Annotated in this window: 16 protein-coding genes; 4 read left to right on the forward strand and 12 right to left on the reverse strand. The window is 69.6% G+C overall.

The features are described 5' to 3' along the window. Positions 1 to 87: 87 nt before the first annotated feature. Entirely contained in the window at positions 88 to 960 is an 873-nt protein-coding gene (locus tag ASF25_RS12745) for an extensin family protein (protein WP_056175707.1), read from the reverse strand. A 273-nt stretch (positions 961 to 1,233) separates the two neighbouring features. Between ASF25_RS12745 and ASF25_RS12750 the strand changes: the two genes are divergently transcribed. Then, positions 1,234 to 3,306, forward strand: coding sequence for a M3 family metallopeptidase (locus tag ASF25_RS12750; RefSeq protein WP_244473006.1), 2,073 nt, complete (start codon positions 1,234 to 1,236; stop codon positions 3,304 to 3,306). 81 nt (positions 3,307 to 3,387) lie between these two features. Next, a complete protein-coding gene (locus tag ASF25_RS12755) occupies positions 3,388 to 4,308 on the forward strand; it encodes a hypothetical protein (RefSeq protein WP_056305025.1) in 921 nt (306 codons plus the stop codon). 150 nt (positions 4,309 to 4,458) lie between these two features. Here the strand turns inward: ASF25_RS12755 and ASF25_RS12760 are convergent, their stop codons facing one another. From ASF25_RS12760 to recQ, 8 genes are all read right to left on the reverse strand, one after another. Then, positions 4,459 to 4,674, reverse strand: a complete 216-nt coding sequence (locus tag ASF25_RS12760) for a hypothetical protein (RefSeq protein WP_056175574.1) — start codon at positions 4,672 to 4,674, stop codon at positions 4,459 to 4,461. A gap of 303 nt (positions 4,675 to 4,977) precedes the next feature. Next, complete coding sequence (locus tag ASF25_RS12765; protein WP_056305027.1) at positions 4,978 to 5,877, reverse strand: NAD(P)/FAD-dependent oxidoreductase; 900 nt, start codon at positions 5,875 to 5,877, stop codon at positions 4,978 to 4,980. 121 nt (positions 5,878 to 5,998) lie between these two features. Continuing rightward, the gene (gene grxD / locus ASF25_RS12770) at positions 5,999 to 6,343 is read right to left on the reverse strand and encodes a Grx4 family monothiol glutaredoxin (protein WP_056175569.1); all 345 of its coding nucleotides are present in this window, start codon (positions 6,341 to 6,343) and stop codon (positions 5,999 to 6,001) included. Positions 6,344 to 6,387: 44 nt separating this feature from the next. After that, positions 6,388 to 6,897 carry a DUF29 domain-containing protein gene (locus ASF25_RS12775; RefSeq protein ID WP_056175566.1) on the reverse strand — a complete coding sequence of 170 codons (510 nt, stop codon included), beginning with the start codon at positions 6,895 to 6,897 and terminating at the stop codon, positions 6,388 to 6,390. Between the two features lie 43 nt (positions 6,898 to 6,940). Then, the gene (locus ASF25_RS12780; protein ID WP_056095688.1) at positions 6,941 to 7,177 is read right to left on the reverse strand and encodes a BolA family transcriptional regulator; all 237 of its coding nucleotides are present in this window, start codon (positions 7,175 to 7,177) and stop codon (positions 6,941 to 6,943) included. A 26-nt stretch (positions 7,178 to 7,203) separates the two neighbouring features. Continuing rightward, positions 7,204 to 9,429 carry a phosphoribosylformylglycinamidine synthase subunit PurL gene (gene purL / locus ASF25_RS12785; RefSeq protein ID WP_056305029.1) on the reverse strand — a complete coding sequence of 742 codons (2,226 nt, stop codon included), beginning with the start codon at positions 9,427 to 9,429 and terminating at the stop codon, positions 7,204 to 7,206. 131 nt (positions 9,430 to 9,560) lie between these two features. Further along, positions 9,561 to 10,721 carry a hypothetical protein gene (locus ASF25_RS12790; RefSeq protein WP_056305254.1) on the reverse strand — a complete coding sequence of 387 codons (1,161 nt, stop codon included), beginning with the start codon at positions 10,719 to 10,721 and terminating at the stop codon, positions 9,561 to 9,563. A 159-nt stretch (positions 10,722 to 10,880) separates the two neighbouring features. After that, positions 10,881 to 12,734: a DNA helicase RecQ gene (gene recQ / locus ASF25_RS12795; protein ID WP_056175561.1), complete on the reverse strand. Its 1,854-nt coding sequence runs from the start codon at positions 12,732 to 12,734 to the stop codon at positions 10,881 to 10,883. A 104-nt stretch (positions 12,735 to 12,838) separates the two neighbouring features. Here recQ and ASF25_RS12800 point away from each other — a divergent pair, with 104 nt between their 5' ends. Both ASF25_RS12800 and ASF25_RS12805 read left to right on the forward strand, forming a co-directional pair. Continuing rightward, entirely contained in the window at positions 12,839 to 13,078 is a 240-nt protein-coding gene (locus ASF25_RS12800) for a type II toxin-antitoxin system VapB family antitoxin (protein ID WP_056305032.1), read from the forward strand. Continuing rightward, entirely contained in the window at positions 13,068 to 13,481 is a 414-nt protein-coding gene (locus tag ASF25_RS12805) for a type II toxin-antitoxin system VapC family toxin (protein ID WP_244473007.1), read from the forward strand. Before ASF25_RS12800 ends, ASF25_RS12805 begins: the two co-directional genes overlap by 11 nt. Positions 13,482 to 13,484: 3 nt before the next feature. On the opposite strand, the gene ASF25_RS12810 is transcribed toward ASF25_RS12805, so the two are convergent. From ASF25_RS12810 to dnaN, 3 genes are read right to left on the reverse strand one after another with little or no spacing between them, the layout of a single operon-like run. Next, on the reverse strand, positions 13,485 to 14,096 hold the full coding sequence (locus ASF25_RS12810; RefSeq protein WP_056305033.1) for a LysE family translocator: 612 nt from the start codon (positions 14,094 to 14,096) through the stop codon (positions 13,485 to 13,487). A 14-nt stretch (positions 14,097 to 14,110) separates the two neighbouring features. Continuing rightward, complete coding sequence (recF, locus tag ASF25_RS12815) at positions 14,111 to 15,277, reverse strand: DNA replication/repair protein RecF (RefSeq protein ID WP_056305256.1); 1,167 nt, start codon at positions 15,275 to 15,277, stop codon at positions 14,111 to 14,113. A 23-nt stretch (positions 15,278 to 15,300) separates the two neighbouring features. Further along, positions 15,301 to 16,422 (reverse strand): DNA polymerase III subunit beta, encoded by a 1,122-nt coding sequence (dnaN, locus tag ASF25_RS12820; protein ID WP_056305035.1) that lies wholly within the window; start codon positions 16,420 to 16,422, stop codon positions 15,301 to 15,303. Between the last annotated feature and the right edge of the window lie 112 nt (positions 16,423 to 16,534).

Here is a 16,534-nt window from a genome sequence, read left to right on the forward strand (position 1 = left end):
CGTCCAGCGTCCGCATCCTGCCCGGGGCGCCGTCGCCCACGCGCCGGAACAAGCGTGACCGACCGCAAGCCGTTCCGCCGATGGGAATTATTGGCAGAGGCGGTGGCCGGCGGTACGTTCGCGTTCGTCGAGGTGGAAGTGGTTGGCGTGCGCCGCGTCCGTGCCCGGCCCCAGGACCGTGCGGAAGAAGCCGCACGCCTTGGCACGGGCATGGGCGAGGAAGGCCGCCTCCGGCGTGCCCTCGGGCAGGGGGGCTACGGCGATGACGGCGCGGTTCGCGAAGGTGAAGCCCATGACGTCGATGCCGTTGGCGAAGGCGTGCTCGCTCAGCTTGGCGTCGGGATCGTGGTTCTGGCCCCGGCAAAGGTAGGTGGTGCCGAGGCTCAGGCCCTTGAGCGGCTGCGACAGGTCGCGCTCGGCCAGGGTCTGCGCTTCCGTGGCCCAGCGCGCCAGGGCCTCGGCGGCGCCGCACACGAGGGTGGCGGGCGGGTTCAGGGCGAGGTCGCCCGCGAGCGCCGTGATCTTCAGGGGCCGTGCCGCGCCGCACTGCCCGTCCGAGAGGGCGGGCACGGGTTCGAAGCGGGCGCCGAGGCGCTCGAGGCGCTGGCGGCAGGCGGTGTCGTCGGCCGCCGCGACCGTCACGGCGAGGGCCGCCTCGCCGGAGAGTTCGGGCGGACGCGCCGGGGGCAGGGGCGTGGGCTCTGCCGGTTTGGTCTCGGCGGGTTTGGTCTCGGAAGCTTTGGTTTCCGCGGGCTTGGTGTCGTCCGGCTTGATCTCGGGCGCCTTCACGGCCGGGGTGGTCAGTTCCGGCGGGCGCTCGGGCGGACGCGGCGCGTCGAGGGACGGGCCGGGCTCGGGCGGACCGGTCACGAGCTCCGCCGGGCGGGCCGGCGGTGCCGGCGGTGGCACCGGGATCGCCGTCTCGGCTTGCGCGCGGGCGCCCCCGCAGAGCGCCAGCATCACGAGGCCGCAGCGGAACAGGGCCGGTGCGGCTTTGGGCGAGGGCGCGGGCATCCGGTTCCAATCCTGTCCGGACCTTGACCCTGCAAGGCGGTCGACGGTGCCCGCACGATCGGCGCATCGGCGCCCCGGGACAAGGGCAGGGCCGCAACAGCCGCGCACCATCGGCCTCGCGCACGCGACCGTCGGACCTCGCGCGCGCCGGACTTGCGCGCGCCGGACTTGGGCCTACCGTGCGGCCGACACGTCCGAGCCCATAGACCCAGGATGACCATGACCGCCGGTACCCCCTCGACGTCCACCGCCTCCCTCGGCCCCTTCGCCGAGCGCGACTGGGCGACGCCCCACGGCCTGCCGCCGTTCGAGCGCATCGCGCCCGCCCATTACCTCCCGGCCTTCGAGGCGGCGCTCGCCGCCCACAATTCCGAGATCGACGCCATCGCCAAGAACCCCGAGGCGCCGCGCTTCGACAACACCGTCGGTGCCCTGGAGCGGGCCGGCCACGCCCTCGACCGGGTCGCGGGCGTGTTCTTCAACCTCAGCGGCAGCCACACCAACCCCGACCTCCAGGCGGTGGAGCGCGCCATCACCCCGCGCCTCGCCCGCCACGGCAGCGCCATCTACCTCAACCCGGATCTCTGGGCCCGCATCTCCGCCGTCGATGCCGACGCCGAGGATCTCGGGCCGGAGGAGCGCCGGGTGCTCGACCGCTACCGCACGCGCTTCCGCCGCTCCGGCGCCGACCTCGCCCCCGAGGCCAAGACCCGCATGGCCGAGATCGCCGGCCGCATGGCGGAGCTCGGCACCAGCTTCAGCCAGAACCTGCTCGCCGACGAGGGCGCCTTCGCCCTGCCCCTCGACGGCGCCGACGATCTCGCCGGCCTGCCCGACTTCCTGCGCGATGCCGCCGCCGCCGCCGCGAAGGAGCGCGGGGGCAAGCACGGCCACGTCATCACCCTGTCGCGCTCCCTCATCGAGCCCTTCCTGGTGTTCTCCACCCGCCGGGACCTGCGCGAGCGCGCCTACGAGGCGTGGTCGAAGCGCGGCGAGACCGGGGGCGAGACCGACAACCGCGGCATCATCGCGGAGATCGTGGCGCTCCGCGCCGAGCGCGCTCGCCTCCTCGGTTTCGACAGCTTCGCCCACTTCAAGCTCGCCGACACCATGGCGGGCACCCCCGACAACGCCATGGACCTCCTGCGCAACGTCTGGACGCCGGCCCACCAGCAGGCGGCGGCCGAGCGCGACCGGCTCCAGGGGCTGGTCCAGGCGGAGGGGCACAACTTCAGCCTCGCCCGCCACGATTGGCGCCACTACGCCGAGAAGCTGCGCCGGGCCGAGCACGATCTCGACGAGGGCGAGATCAAGCCTTACCTGCCCCTCGACGGGGTCATCGCGGCCGCCTTCGACACGGCGACGCGCCTGTTCGGGCTGCAGTTCGAGGAACTCGCGGACGTGCCGCGCTACCACCCGGACGTGCGCGCCTGGGCCGTGCGCGACGCCGACGGCTCGGACGTCGGCGTGTTCCTGGGCGACTACTTCGCCCGCGCGTCGAAGCGCAGCGGCGCCTGGATGAGCGCCTTCCGCTCGCAGGAGCGCCTCGCCGGCACGGTCCGGCCGATCATCGTCAACGTGATGAACTTCGCCAAAGCCCCCGAGGGCGAGGCGACGCTGCTGTCCTTCGACGACGCCCGCACCCTGTTCCACGAATTCGGCCACGCCCTGCACGGGCTCCTCTCCGACGTGACCTATCCGCTGCTGGCCGGCACGGCGGTGGCGGGTGATTTCGTCGAGCTGCCGTCGCAGCTCTACGAGCACTGGCTCGAACAGCCCGAGGTGCTGCGCCGGCACGCCCGCCACCACCGCACCGGCGAGCCGATGCCCGAAGACCTGCTGAAGCGCCTGCTCGCGGCCCGCACCTTCAACCAGGGTTTCGCCACCATCGAGTACACGTCGTCGGCCATCGTCGACATGACCCTGCACCTGTCGAATGCCGGCGAGGCCGGCCTCGACGTGCTGGCCTTCGAGGCGGATGCCCTCAAGCGCATCGCCATGCCGGCCGAGATCGCCATGCGGCACCGGACCCCGCACTTCGCCCACATCTTCTCCGGGGACGGCTACGCGGCGGGCTATTACAGCTACCTGTGGTCGGAGGTGCTCGACGCCGACGCCTTCGACGCGTTCCGCGAAGCCGGGGACATCTTCCATCCGGAGACGGCGGCGCGTCTGCGCAAGTTCGTCTACGGCGCCGGCAACCTGCGCGATCCGGGCGAGGCCTACACGGCCTTCCGCGGGCGGCTGCCCAGCATCGACCCGCTCCTGCGCAAGCGAGGGCTGGCCGCCTGATGGACGGGCCCACCTTGGTAACCCTTCCGTAAACAAGCATGCTTAACCAATGCTTCCTGACATCTTCGGGAAGCATTGGTCATGACGGACACGGTCGGAACGGCGTCGGACACCTCGCCGGAAGCCCTGCTCAAGCGGGCGGTGATGGGCGCCAGGACGAAGGCTGCGGCCAAGCCCGCCACGGGGGACGCCGCGCTCGGGAACACCTCGGGCTTGGGCGCAGCGGTGCCTGCCTTTCGCCGGATCGATCCGCGTCTCGCCGGCCTCGTCGGGGCGGCCCTGCTCCTCGGGGGGGTCGTCGGCGCCGGCGCGAGCCGCCTCGCGGCGACGGGCGACGACCGTGCGACGGGGGCGATGGCCTACATCCAGCGCCAGCTCGGCGCGGCGCAGGCCGAGACCGAACGGCTGACCACGGCCCTTGGGCAGGTCGGCAAGGCCGTCGCGCACACGCAGGAGACCGTCGACGCGGCCCGCTCGGAGGCGCGGACCCGCAGCACCGCCGTGGTCGATCGCGTCGCCCGGACGGAACAGACCCTCGCCGCCAAGTTCGCGACCCTGAGCGAACGCTTCGAACAGACCGAGAAGGACCAGGCCGGGCGCCTCGCGACCCTGACCGCCCAGGTCGAGAAGCGAAGCGCCTCAACGGCACCGGCCGCCGTGAAGCCGGAGCCCACGGTCACCGGATCGCTTCCGGACGCCAAGGTCCAGACCGACAGATTCCAGGCCGACAAGGTCCTGGCCGAAGCCAAGATCCAGGCCGAAGCCAAGTTGCAGGCAGATGCCAAGGCGCAGGCGGCGTCGAAGCCGCCTGCCAGCGACAACTGGGCCGTGCGCGAGGTCTACGACGGCATCGCGGTTCTGGAGGATCGCAAGCGCCGCCTCGTCGAGGTCGGAATCGGCGATACGGTCCCGGGCGTCGGCCGCATCGAGACCATCGAGCGCCGGGGCCGGGCCTGGGCCGTCGTGACCCGCCAGGGCGTGATCACCCCGCAGGCTTGGTAGGCTGCGCCGGATTTGGTCAGCCGTACCGGCCTTCCGAGGCACGGTTCGCAATGAAAAAGCCGCCGTCCCGGTCTGGGGCAGGCGGCTCGAATTTCCCCGGTGGTCGGGCACGATGGTCGAGGCAGTTCAGCGCCGGCCGAGGACCGAGCCTCAGGTCGCCTGCGCTTCGATCTCCACGTCGCAGGGGCACATGGGATAATGCGGCTCGATGGTCATCGGGTCGGCCATGATCGAGGCGCGCAGGGCGCGGTTGCGTCCGTGCGTGAGTGCCCGTGTCTGCGCCTCCTGGGAGGGGTGCAGGATCGCGGCGAGGAAGGCGTGGCCCTCGAACTCCGCATCGAGATTCTTGGCTTCGAACACTGGCATGGCGTTCACCGACCCGGCGCCGTTGAGGTCTCCAAAGGGAGCCGCGACCCGGTCATTGGCAGAAAGCGTGGATAACGCCAATAAGTTCCCGGCGCACGTGTTGATTGATGATTAATTTACATTTGCGTAGTTCGAGCCGTTGATTGGGTGCGGCCGCGCACGCGAATACATCGGATCACTGATGATGCACCGCAGCGCCCTGCCGGCCCGACGGGCGCCGTCGATGGGCTTGCCGCCGTTGCGCCGCAAAGATGCCCGATTCGCTCGGGGGTGATTCGGGCCGCTGCGAATCACGAATGGTGGTCACGCCGCGTCGTCCTTCAGAAGTTCGGTGTTGATCGCGAAGGCCGCCATCGCGCCTTCGGCCGCCGCCACCACGGCGAATTGCACCCGACGGGACGCATCCCCCGCCACGTAGAGGCCGGGCACGTTGGTGCCCTCGTAATCCCCCGTCGGCACGATGCCCTTCGGCGTCAGGTCGCAGCCGAGTTGCGTGATGAGGTCGGACGGGCGGCATCCCCCGGGCGTGAGGAAGACGGCGTGGCACGGCCGCTCGGTCCCGTCCGCGAACACGAGCCGCTCCGCCTGCTCGCCGTTCCCCGCCAGGCGCGCCACGGCGCCGTCGGCGACCCCGATCCCGTGGCGGTCGAGGCGGGCGCGGTCCGCCTCCGACAGGCTGTCGGCCCGGTCGTCGGTGCACAGGGTCACGTCCCGGCTCCAGACGGTGAGTTCGAGGGCGAGGCCGACGCCGGCGTGACCGTGTCCGTAGGCGACCAGGGGCTGGTCGCGGCTCTCGTAGCCGTCGCAATACGGGCAGGTGTGGACGCCGCGCGTCCAGTAGGTGTCGAACCCCTCGACCGTGGGCAGGTCCTGATGCAGCCCCGTGGCGAGGACAAGGCGGCGTGCGGTTTCCGTTTGGCCGTCGGCCAGAACCACCGCGAAGGCGTCACCCTCGCGGCGCGCCGCCGTCACCTCCGCGGTGCGGCATTCCACGGTGGGGTAGCGCGCGAGATCGGCCCGCCCCTGCGCCCGCAGGGCGGCGGGTGGCGTCCCGTCGCGGGTGAACAACCCCCAGGTCCGGGGCGTCGCGGCGTTGCGGGGGTCGCCGCAGTCGATCAGCAGGACCGATCGGCGACAGCGGCCCAGGATGAGTGCGGCGTTGAGGCCGGCGGGTCCGCCACCGACGATGATGGCATCGTGCATCGGTCGATCGCTCCGGGATGGTGGTGCCGGTACACCAACGACCGGAGGCGCCAACCCGTTGCCGGACACGAAAAAGGGCGCCCGCGGCGCCCCTTTCCATTCCAGGGTTTCGGGTGCCCGTTCAGGCGGCCGTGGTCGCGGCCTTCACCGGGATGCCCTTCTCGGACAGGAACTGCTGCAATTCGCCCGACTGGAACATCTCGCGGGTGATGTCGCAACCGCCGACGAACTCGCCCTTCACGTAGATCTGCGGGATCGTCGGCCAATTGGAGAAGGCCTTGATGCCGTCGCGGATCGCCATGTCGTCGAGGACGTTCACGCCCTTGAACGGCACTTCGAGGTGGTTGAGGATCTGCACGACCTGGCCCGAGAAGCCGCACATGGGAAATTGCGGCGTGCCCTTCATGAACACGACCACGTCCTGGGATTCGATCTCGGTCTTGATGGCGGTGTTGGCGTCGGTCATGGGAATCCTCGTATGGTCGGGAACGGTGTGCGTCACCGTTGAGGTCAGGATTGATTCGTCGATTTCAAGGCCGTCGCGTCGGCGATGGCGCGGAGAGCGGCATCCAGGTCGAAGGGCGCGACGAGAAGGTCGTCCGGTCCGAGAGGGCATCGGGCGGGCAGATGGGGGAGCAGAGTATCCCCATAGGTGGTCAGGCCTAGTTTGGCCTGCGACTGAGCCACGGACCAGATCTTGTCCCAGTCCAGGCGCTGGCGCATCGACCGCTCGTAGCGGGTGAACGCGGCGACCTGGAACGTACCGGCTTCCTTCCGCCAATGCTCTACGGAAAGAGTATCCGGCGCGGACAAGCGTTTGAGCAGATGCGCCAGAGTCTGTGCCAGCAGGCTCTCCACGGCACCGATCTGCGAACGCCCCACGCTCTCGATCTCCTCGGCGACGTTCTCCCAATCGAGGATGTTCGACAGGTCCGGCCGGCGCGCGAGTTCGCGAAGGGTCGACGCCTGCTGCTCGGCCCAGGTCACGATGTCGTCGTCGTAGAGGCTCGGCTGGTCCATTCGGTCCGCCCCGTGAGGTCCTTCGCTTCGCGAAGGGCGCCCCTCAATCCTGGGGGACGCCCGTGGTGAGTGCAAGGGCATGGAGCACGCCCCCCATGCGCCCCTGAAGCGCGCCGTAGACCATCTGGTGCTGGGCCACCCGGGTCTTGCCCTTGAAGGCGGCGGACAGGACCGTGGCGGCGTAGTGATCGCCGTCCCCGGCCAGATCCTTGATCTCGATCCGGGCGTCGGGCAGCGCCTCGCGGATCATCGCCTCGATCTCACGCGCATCCATCGGCATGGGAAGTCCTCCTGAACAGCGGGGATTTATGCGGGAACGCCGGCGGGCTGGCTCGCCATATAGGCGGGCAACCAGCCCTCGTGGGCTTCGCGCAGGTCGGCGACGGCGATGGATTCGCCGCCCGGCAGGGTGATGCGATCGCCCCCCGTCACGCCGACCACGAGGGCGTCGATCCCCTGCGCCGTGGCGCTGTAGAGGAGGTCGGGCGCGGTCTCGGCATCGACGGCGAGGAGATAGCGGGCCTGATCCTCTCCGAAGAGGTAGGCGTGCGTCGCCATGCCGGCCGGCACCTCGGGAAGTGCCGCGCCGATGCCGCCCGCCATGGCCATCTCGGCCACGGCGACGGCGAGGCCGCCATCCGAGAGATCGTGCACGGTGTCGACCTGGCCGGAGACGATGAGGCCGCGCACGAAATCGCCGTTGCGGCGCTCGGCGGCGAGATCGACGGGCGGCGGCGCGCCCGCCTCGCGGCCGGCGATCACCGCGAGGTAGACGGACTGGCCGAGCCAGCCGGCGGTGTCGCCGACGAGCACCAGGAGGTCGCCTTCGCGCTTGAGCGCCAGGGTGGCGTGGCGGGTCACGTCGGCGAGGACGCCGACGCCGCCGATTGTCGGGGTCGGCAGGATGCCCACCCCGTTGGTCTCGTTGTAGAGCGAGACGTTGCCGGACACGACGGGGAAGTCGAGGGCGAGGCAGGCCTCGCCGATGCCCTTGAGGCAGCCGACGAGCTGGCCCATCACCTCGGGCTTCTCGGGGTTGCCGAAATTGAGGTTGTCGGTGATGGCGAGCGGCGTGCCGCCCACCGCCGTGATGTTGCGCCAGGCCTCCGCCACGGCCTGCCGGCCGCCCTCGACGGGATCGGCCTCGCAGTAGCGCGGCGTCACGTCGGCGGTCATGGCGAGGCCCTTGGGGCCGTCCTCGACGCGCACGATGGCCGCATCCCCGCCGGGCTTCTGCACGGTGTTGCCGCCGATGAAATGGTCGTACTGCTCGTAGACCCAGCGCTTCGAGGACAGGTCCGGCGAGCCGACGAGGCGCTTCAGGGCCTCCGCGCTGCCCACGGTCTCGGGCACGTCGGCCGCCAGGATCACCGGCTGGTGGGTGTTGGCGATGTGGGGCCGGTCGTAGAGCGGGGCTTCGTCGCCGAGTTCCTTGATCGGCAGATCGGCCATCACCACGCCGTCGTGCTTGACCACGAAGCGCAGCGTGTCGGTGGTGTGCCCGATGATCGCGAAATCGAGGCCCCACTTCACGAAGATGGCTTGCGCCTCGGCCTCCATGCCGGGCTTGAGGACCATGAGCATGCGCTCCTGGCTCTCCGACAGCATCATCTCGTAGGCGGTCATACCGGCCTCGCGGGCCGGGACCTTCTCGATGTGGAGCTCGACGCCGAGATCCCCCTTGGCGCCCATCTCGACGGCCGAGCAGGTGAGGCCGGCGGCCCCCATGTCCTGAATGGCGATGACGGCGCCCGACGCCATGAGTTCGAGGCAGGCCTCCAGCAGCAGCTTCTCGGCGAAGGGGTCGCCGACCTGCACGGTGGGGCGCTTCGATTCCGAGGCGTCGTCGAACTCGGCCGACGCCATGGTGGCGCCGTGGATGCCGTCGCGGCCGGTCTTCGAGCCGAGGTAGACGATGGGGTTACCCACGCCGGTGGCCGCCGCGTAGAAGATCGCGTCGGTCTTGGCCAAACCCACCGCCATGGCGTTGACGAGGATGTTGCCGTCGTAGCGCGAATGGAAGCCCATGAGGCCGCCCACCGTCGGCACGCCGAAGGAATTGCCGTAGCCGCCGATGCCCGCGACCACGCCCGAGACGAGGTGGCGGGTGCGCGGATGGTCCGGCGAGCCGAAGCGCAGGGCGTTGAGTGCCGCAATGGGGCGCGCCCCCATGGTGAACACGTCGCGAAGGATGCCGCCCACGCCCGTCGTCGCGCCCTGATAGGGCTCGATGAAGCTCGGGTGGTTGTGGCTCTCCATCTTGAAGACGCAGGCCAGGCCGTCGCCGATGTCGATGACGCCGGCATTCTCGCCCGGCCCCTGGATCACCCACGGCGCCTTGGTCGGCAGGCCGCGCAGGTGCTTGCGCGAGGACTTGTACGAACAGTGCTCGTTCCACATGGCCGAGACGATGCCGAGCTCGGTCAGAGTCGGGTCGCGCCCGATGAGGCCGCGGAAGCGGTCGTACTCGTCGGGCGTCAGGCCGTGCTGGCGCACCAGTTCGGGGGTGATCGGAACATCGTTGCGGAACATGCGGCCCCTCTCGACACGATCCAGTTCGGCCGTCTCGGTCGAGACGGCTCTAGAGCGTTAGGGCGCGCCCTGGCAACACGCGATCGTCGCGCGACCGTTCCATGCACCTCATGGAACGGCGGATTCCTCCGTCACACGGGCCCTTGCTCCGTCACACGGGCCTTGGGATGTTCCGCGCCGTCGCGCCAGCGCCGGATCGCGGCGTGGACCGGCTCGGGCCCGGCGACGAAGGCGACGTAGTCGAACGCGTGCGGGTCGCGGCTCGACATGAGCAGCTGGAAGTGCATGCGGAACAGGTTCCACTTGCGCCGCTTGAGGATGCGCTTCTCGATGAGATCCTCGATGCGGACGTGGATTTCCACCGGCCGGTGCGCCATCGGCGCCGGCACCCGCGAGGCGCTCAGGGGATTGCGTTTGTGGATGGAGAGCCAGTCCCATTTCGCCCGGACATCGAGCCAGCCGACGGCATCGCAGGCGGCGACCCGCGCCAGGGACGCCCGCATCGCCACGGCCCGGGGGTCGAGGGTGATCCAGGGAATCACGCTGCCGATGCTGACGAACGAGACCGGGGTACCGCGCCGGCCGAACTCGGGATCGCGGGCGAGCACCCGGTCGAGGACCTCGATGCCGAGGAAGCTCGAAGAGGAATGGCCGATGACCACGATCTCACCGGCCCGGCCGTCCGCCGCCCGGATGAGATCGGCGAAGGCGTCGAGGCGCGCATTCATCCGCGCCTCGCGCCCGTCGGCATGGTCGTGGGTGAAGGCGGTGTCGTCGACGAGATGCGCGACGTAGAACGGCTTTCCCCGCGTCACCGCCATGAGTCCGGCGAGGATCGCATAGGCGAGCGCCGGCGCCGAGAGCCAGGACCAGGGGCGCGTCCAGTCGGGAAGCAGGCCGACGAGACCCAGCGCGGCCCCGAAGCTGAAGACCACGAGCGCCAGGTAGATGAGGTGGACGCCGACGATCACCCGGGAAAAGCGTCGCGCCTCGCGACGGAAGCGTCGAACGTAGCCCGTGCGCCAGAGTCGCCACCACAGGGCCGGCACGGCGAGGAGGCGGCGCGTGTTCCCACGGGGAAACCGGGCGGCGACGATGTCGTCCCAGCGCAGCAGGGTGTAGCGGGTCTCGGTGCCGTCCGCCGCCACCCTCCAGTCGAGGCGCAGGCCGTCGGGCGAGCGCTCAGGATCGCCCACCGTGATCGCCATGCCGCGCCGGGCTGCGGTCAGACGACTCTCGCGACGGAACAGGCCCCAGTAGGTCTCGGGCGCGCGCGGATCGAAGCCCGGCATGTAGAAGATGTGGCGCGGCCTGGTTTCGGCCGAGGGGGCGTCCTGAGCGATGGGGCTGTCCGTCCGATGATGCGATGGAACGCGGGTCTCGGCGGTCGCAGCGGCGACCACGCCCGTCCCTACACGATCAAGATCCCGTCCGACGAGTGCGAAACCGCATCACGAAGACCCGGCTGGGGCGTGCGACAGGAACTCGGCGATGGCCTCGACGAAGCGTGCGCCATAGGCTTCGCGCTTGCGCTCGCCGACGCCGTGGACCGTGCGCAGGGCGTAGAGATCGACGGGTTTGGAGCGCGCCATCTCGATCAGGGTGCGGTCGGGGAACACCATGAAGGCGGCGATGCCCTCGGCGCGCGCGATGGTGGCGCGCAAGCCGCGCAGGTGCTGGAACAGGGCCTCGGTGGCCGGGTCGAGATCGAGGCTGGCATCGTCGCGTGAGGCCGCGCGCTTGCGGTCGCGCGGCTCGGCGACCTTCGGCTCGGGGTCCGGCCGCATCTGGATGGTCTCGCGGCCGAACAGGATCGCCTCGCCCTTGTCGGTGAGTGAGAGCCCGCCGAAGCCGTCGCCGTTCTCGGAAACGGCGCCCGCGGCGAAGAGCTGCCGCAGCATGGCGCGCCAAGCCGCGACAGGCTTGTCGGCGCCGACCCCGAAGGTCTTGAGCGACGCGTGGCCGTTGCGGCGGATCGGGTCGGATTCCTTGCCGTGGACCACATCGCAGACATAGGCCGCCCCGAAGCGCTGGCCGGTGCGGACGATGGCCGAGAGCAGCTTCTGCGCCGGCACCGTGGCGTCGACGAGGGAGACGCCCGAGCGGCACAGGTCGCAGCGTCCGCACGGCTCGCTCGCCTCGCCGAAATAGCCGAGGAGCGACTGGCGGCGGCAGGTGGCGCCCTCGCACAGCGCGATCATCGCCTCGAGCTTGCGCCGCTCGACGCGGCGACGCTCGTCCGGCACCTCCTTCTCGTCGATCTGCCGCCGGCGGAGCGACATGTCGTCGAGGCCGTAGATGGTGAGGGTGTCGGCGGGCAGGCCGTCGCGGCCGGCGCGGCCGATCTCCTGGTAGTAGCCCTCGACGTTGGACGGCATGTCGGCGTGGCAGACGAAGCGCACGTCGGGCTTGTTGATGCCCATGCCGAAGGCGACGGTCGCCGTCATCACCACGCCGTCCTCCTGCAGGAACGTGTCCTGGTTCTTCATCCGCGTGCCTTGGTCGAGGCCGGCGTGATAAGGCAGGGCGTTGAAGCCGTCCTTGGCAAGGCTTTCGGCGAGCTGCTCCGTACGCTTTCGCGAGGAGCAGTAGATGATTCCGCTCTCGGAGCGGCGGTGCTTGAGGAAACGCTCGATCTGCCGGGTGGGGTTGTCCTTCGGCACGAAGGTCAGGCGGATGTTCGGCCGGTCGAAGGAATGGACGAACGCCTTGAGCTCGCGGCCCGCGGGAAACAGCCGCTCGGTGATGTCGGCCCGCGTCGCCTTGTCGGCGGTGGCGGTGAGCGCCACGGTCTGGACGTTGCCGAGCGCCTCGCGCGCGCGCGACAGATCGCGGTATTCGGGTCGGAAATCGTGGCCCCATTGCGAGACGCAGTGGGCCTCGTCCACGGCGAGGCGCCGAACGCCGGCGCCCCGCAGGGCATCCATCAGCCCTTCCATCATCAGCCGCTCGGGTGAGACGAAGAGGAGGCGCAGATCGCCGGAGCGTATCTGGCGCCAGGTCTCGCGCGAAGTCGCCTCGGGCACGGAGGAGTTGAGGGTGGCGGCGGCGACACCGAAGCCGAGCATCTGCTGAACCTGATCGTGCATCAGGGCGATCAGGGGAGAGACCACCACCGTGAGCGAGGATTCCACCAGGGCGGGCAGCTGGTAGGTCATCGACTTGCCCGAGCCCGTCGGCATCACGGCGAACACGTCGGTCCCGTCGAGCACCGCGCCGATGACCTCGTCCTGGCCGGGGCGGAAATCGTCGTAGCCGAAGGTCGTTTTCAACGCGGCGCGGGCTTCATCGAGGCGAGTGTTCATCGCTACCTTCAGGATTTCAACTTTTGGTTGTTTTTGTGGAATGGGTAGCTTGCGCGAAAGTCGTGTAGGCACCATCGTAAACGCGTCTACACGAGGGGCGTACGATGGCGCTGAATATCCGTAGCGAGGAGGTTAACCAACTCACTGAAACGCTGGCATCAGCGGCAAGGGTGAGCAAGACCGAGGCCGTGCGAATGGCGCTCGTCAACGAGTTGGCGAGACGGGAGGCGAAGCCGTCGCTTTTGGAACGCATCAAACCGATCCAGGATGCGATTGCCGCCTATCCCAGAACGGGCCTGAAGGCCGACAAAGCCTTTTACGACGATCTCAGCGGTGAGCCGTGATGTTCATCGACGCATCTGCGATCGTAGCGATTCTCCAGCGCGTCCCCATTTCGAGGCGCTCGTAGACCGGCTCGAAAAGACAAGTTCCGCGATGACATCGGCGATCGCGATCTTCGAATCGACATTGGCGATCAGTCGTTTCGGTACGATTCCAACCACCGAGGCGGAGGAAAAGGTCCGCAGCTTTCTAGCAGCATCCGAAATCGCCATCGTGCCGATCGATGGCCGAGACGCAAGTCATGCGATCTTCGCGCATCACCGCTACGGAAAGGGCAGGGGCCACCCCGCGCGCCTCAACCTCGGCGACTGCTTCGCCTATGCCTGCGCCCAAACTCGTGATGTCCCACTCCTGTTCATCGGCAACGATTTTTCGCAGACCGACATTCCATCCGCCCTCGCGTGAGGCTCACCGCGTGGCGATGGCGACCGCCGCGCCCGCCATCACCGTGCCGGCGCTGCGGTCGATCGCACGCCGCGCGCGAATCGAGGTGAAGACCCGCCGGGCGCGGTCGGCGGCCCCGGCATAGGCGCACAAGACAGCGCTCAAGACGACGACGATCGTGGCGCCGATCTCGGCGAAGCCGAGGAGGGTCAGGCGATCGAGATCAACCACACCCGGCAGAAGCGCAAGGAAGAACAGGATCACCTTCGGGTTGCCGAGGGTGAGGACGAGGCCGCAGAAGAACAGGCGTATCCGGCCGTCTGCGTCCACGCGCTCGGTCTCGATAGGCTCCAAGGGCGCGGTCCAGGCTTTCCAGGCGAGAACCGCGAGATAGACGGCACCGGCGTACTTCAGGACGACGAACGCGACGGCCAGGGACCGTGCGAGGAGGGCCATACCGGCCGCCGCCACGCCGAACCAGACGAGGTCGCCCACGACGAAGCCGGCGATGAAGGCCCCGATGCCGACCGGCCCGCGCGCCAGTACTCGCGCCACCAGGGCGGCGATGCCAGGACCGGGAGAGGCCACCGCAACGGCGTAGATACCGGCGAAGAGGAGGAGATTCGCGATCGACATGGCCCACCGGCGCCTCAAGGCACGGCGACGCGCCCCTCGACGATCTTCACCAGATCCGCCCGTCCGTCGAGTTCGGCGAACAGGGCCGGATCGGCCCCCGTCATCCAGACCTGACCGGACAGGGCTTCGAGGGCGTCGAACAGGCCGGCGCGGCGGCGCGGGTCGAGATGGGCGGCGACCTCGTCCAGCAGGACCAGGGGGGCGATCCCGCACATGGCCTGGACCAGGCGAGCATGGGCCAGAACGAGCCCGATGAGCAGGGCCTTCTGCTCGCCCGTGGAGGCGGTGGCGGCGGGCACGTCCTTGGGACCGTGGCGCACCACGAGATCGCTGGTCTGCGGTCCGCTGAGCGTACGGCCGGCCGCGCGGTCGCGGGCGCGGCCCTGGCGCAGGGCCATGCGGAAACGGTCTTCGGCCTCCAGCGCCGGCCAGACGGCGACGAGATCGTCGAGGTCGCCTTCGAGGCGGAGCGCCGCCCAGGGGAAGGGCTGGGCATCGTCGCGCCCCTCGGCGATGAGCCGGTCGAGGCGCTCCGTGGTCTCGCGCCGGGCGAGCGCCACGGCAACCCCAAGTTCGGCGACCTCGCGCTCGATGGCGTCCAGCCATTGCCCGTCGTTGGGCCGCTCCTCCAAGAGGCGGTTGCGCGAGCGCAACGCCCGCTCCAACGCGTTGACCCGGGCACCGTGGGTGGCATCGACGGCAAGCACCAGCCGGTCGAGGAAGCGGCGGCGGTCACCCGCCGCCCCTCGGAACAATCCGTCGAAATCCGGGGTAAGCCAGACCACGCGCAGGAACTCGGAGAACGCCACGGGGGAAGGCGCCGTCGCGCCGTCGATCCGGCACAGGCGCGCGGCGCGCCCGTCGAGGCCGGGCGGTTCGTAGCCGGTGCCGACCCGGTGCTCGCCTTCGCCCGCCGCCAGGGTCATCGACACGGCGAAGCCGCCCGGTCCGCCGATGCGGGCCATGCCCGCGAGATCGGCCCGGCGCAGGCCGCGCCCCGGCGAGAACAGGGATACGGCTTCCAACAGGTTGGTCTTGCCGGCCCCGTTCTCGCCGACCAGCGCGACGAAGCGGCGGCTCACCTCGAGATCGACGTCGGCGTGATTGCGGAAGTCGCGGCAGATCAGGCGGGTCAGGCGAAGCCCGCGACCCGCCGAGGCATCCTCGGGTGCATGCGCAATGGGATTGGACGAAGCGGTCGCGATCACACCCGCATCGGCATCAGCACATAGAGGGCGGACGCGCCCTCGCGGTCCTGGATCAGGGTCGGCGAGCCCGGGTCGGCGAGCTTGAACAGGGCGGTGTCGCCCTCGAGCTGAGCCGTGATGTCGAGGAGGTAGCGGGCGTTGAAGCCGATATCGAGGGCGGCGGCCTCGTAATCGACGTCGAGCTCCTCGGTGGCACTGCCGGAATCCGGATTGTTCACGGAAAGTGCAAGACGCCCTTCCTGCACGGCGAGCTTCACCGCGCGGCCGCGCTCCGACGAGATGGTCGAGACACGATCGACCGCCCGGGCGAACTGGTCACGCTCGACGGTAAGGCGCTTGTCGTTTCCGGAGGGGATGACGCGCTGGTAATCCGGGAATGTACCGTCGATGAGCTTGGAGATCAGCACCACGCCACTGGCGAACTTGAATCGGATCTTGGCCGAGGACAGGTCGATCTCCACGCCCTCGCCCCCATCCTCCACGAGCTTGATGATCTCAGCGACCGCCTTGCGGGGCACGATGATGCCCGGCATGTCGCGGCTTCCGTCCGGCGCCTCGATCTCGACCCGAGCGAGGCGGTGTCCGTCGGTGGCGACGGCCCGCATCTTCAGCGACCCCTCGGACTCGATGGTGTGGAGGTAGATGCCGTTGAGATAGTACCGCGTCTCCTCCGTTGAGATGGCGAACTGCGTCTTCTCGATGAGGCGCTTGAGATCGGATGCCGCCAGTGTGAAGCGGTTCGGCAACTCGCCGGCGGCGAGGTCGGGGAAATCGCCTTCCGGCAGGGCGCCGAGCGAGAACCGCGAGCGGCCCGAGCGGATGGTCATCTGCCCCGTCTCGCCGCTGGTCTCCAGGGAGACCTGGGCGCCGTCGGGCAGCTTGCGTACGATGTCGTAGATGACGTGCGCCGGCACGGTGGTGGCGCCCGCATCGGCCACATCGGCCGGGATGGTCTCCGTGACCTCGATGTCGAGGTCCGTGGCGCGCAGCTCCAGGCCCGCAGGGCCGCCGCGCAGGAGCACGTTCGACAGGATCGGGATGGTGTTGCGGCGCTCGACCACGCGGTGCACGTGGCCGAGCGAACGAAGGAGGGCCGCGCGCTCGACAGTGACTCTCATCGACAAAACTCGTGGTCTGAAGGTGGACGTCGCTTGAGCCGGCGCGGCGGCGCGCCTCGGCATTCCGCGTGGAAAGGCACCGTGGAACGGCACCAAAACCCGGCACCGTGGC

The sequence above is a fragment of the Methylobacterium sp. Leaf100 genome (assembly GCF_001422845.1).
Taxonomy (GTDB): Bacteria; Pseudomonadota; Alphaproteobacteria; order Rhizobiales; family Beijerinckiaceae; genus Methylobacterium.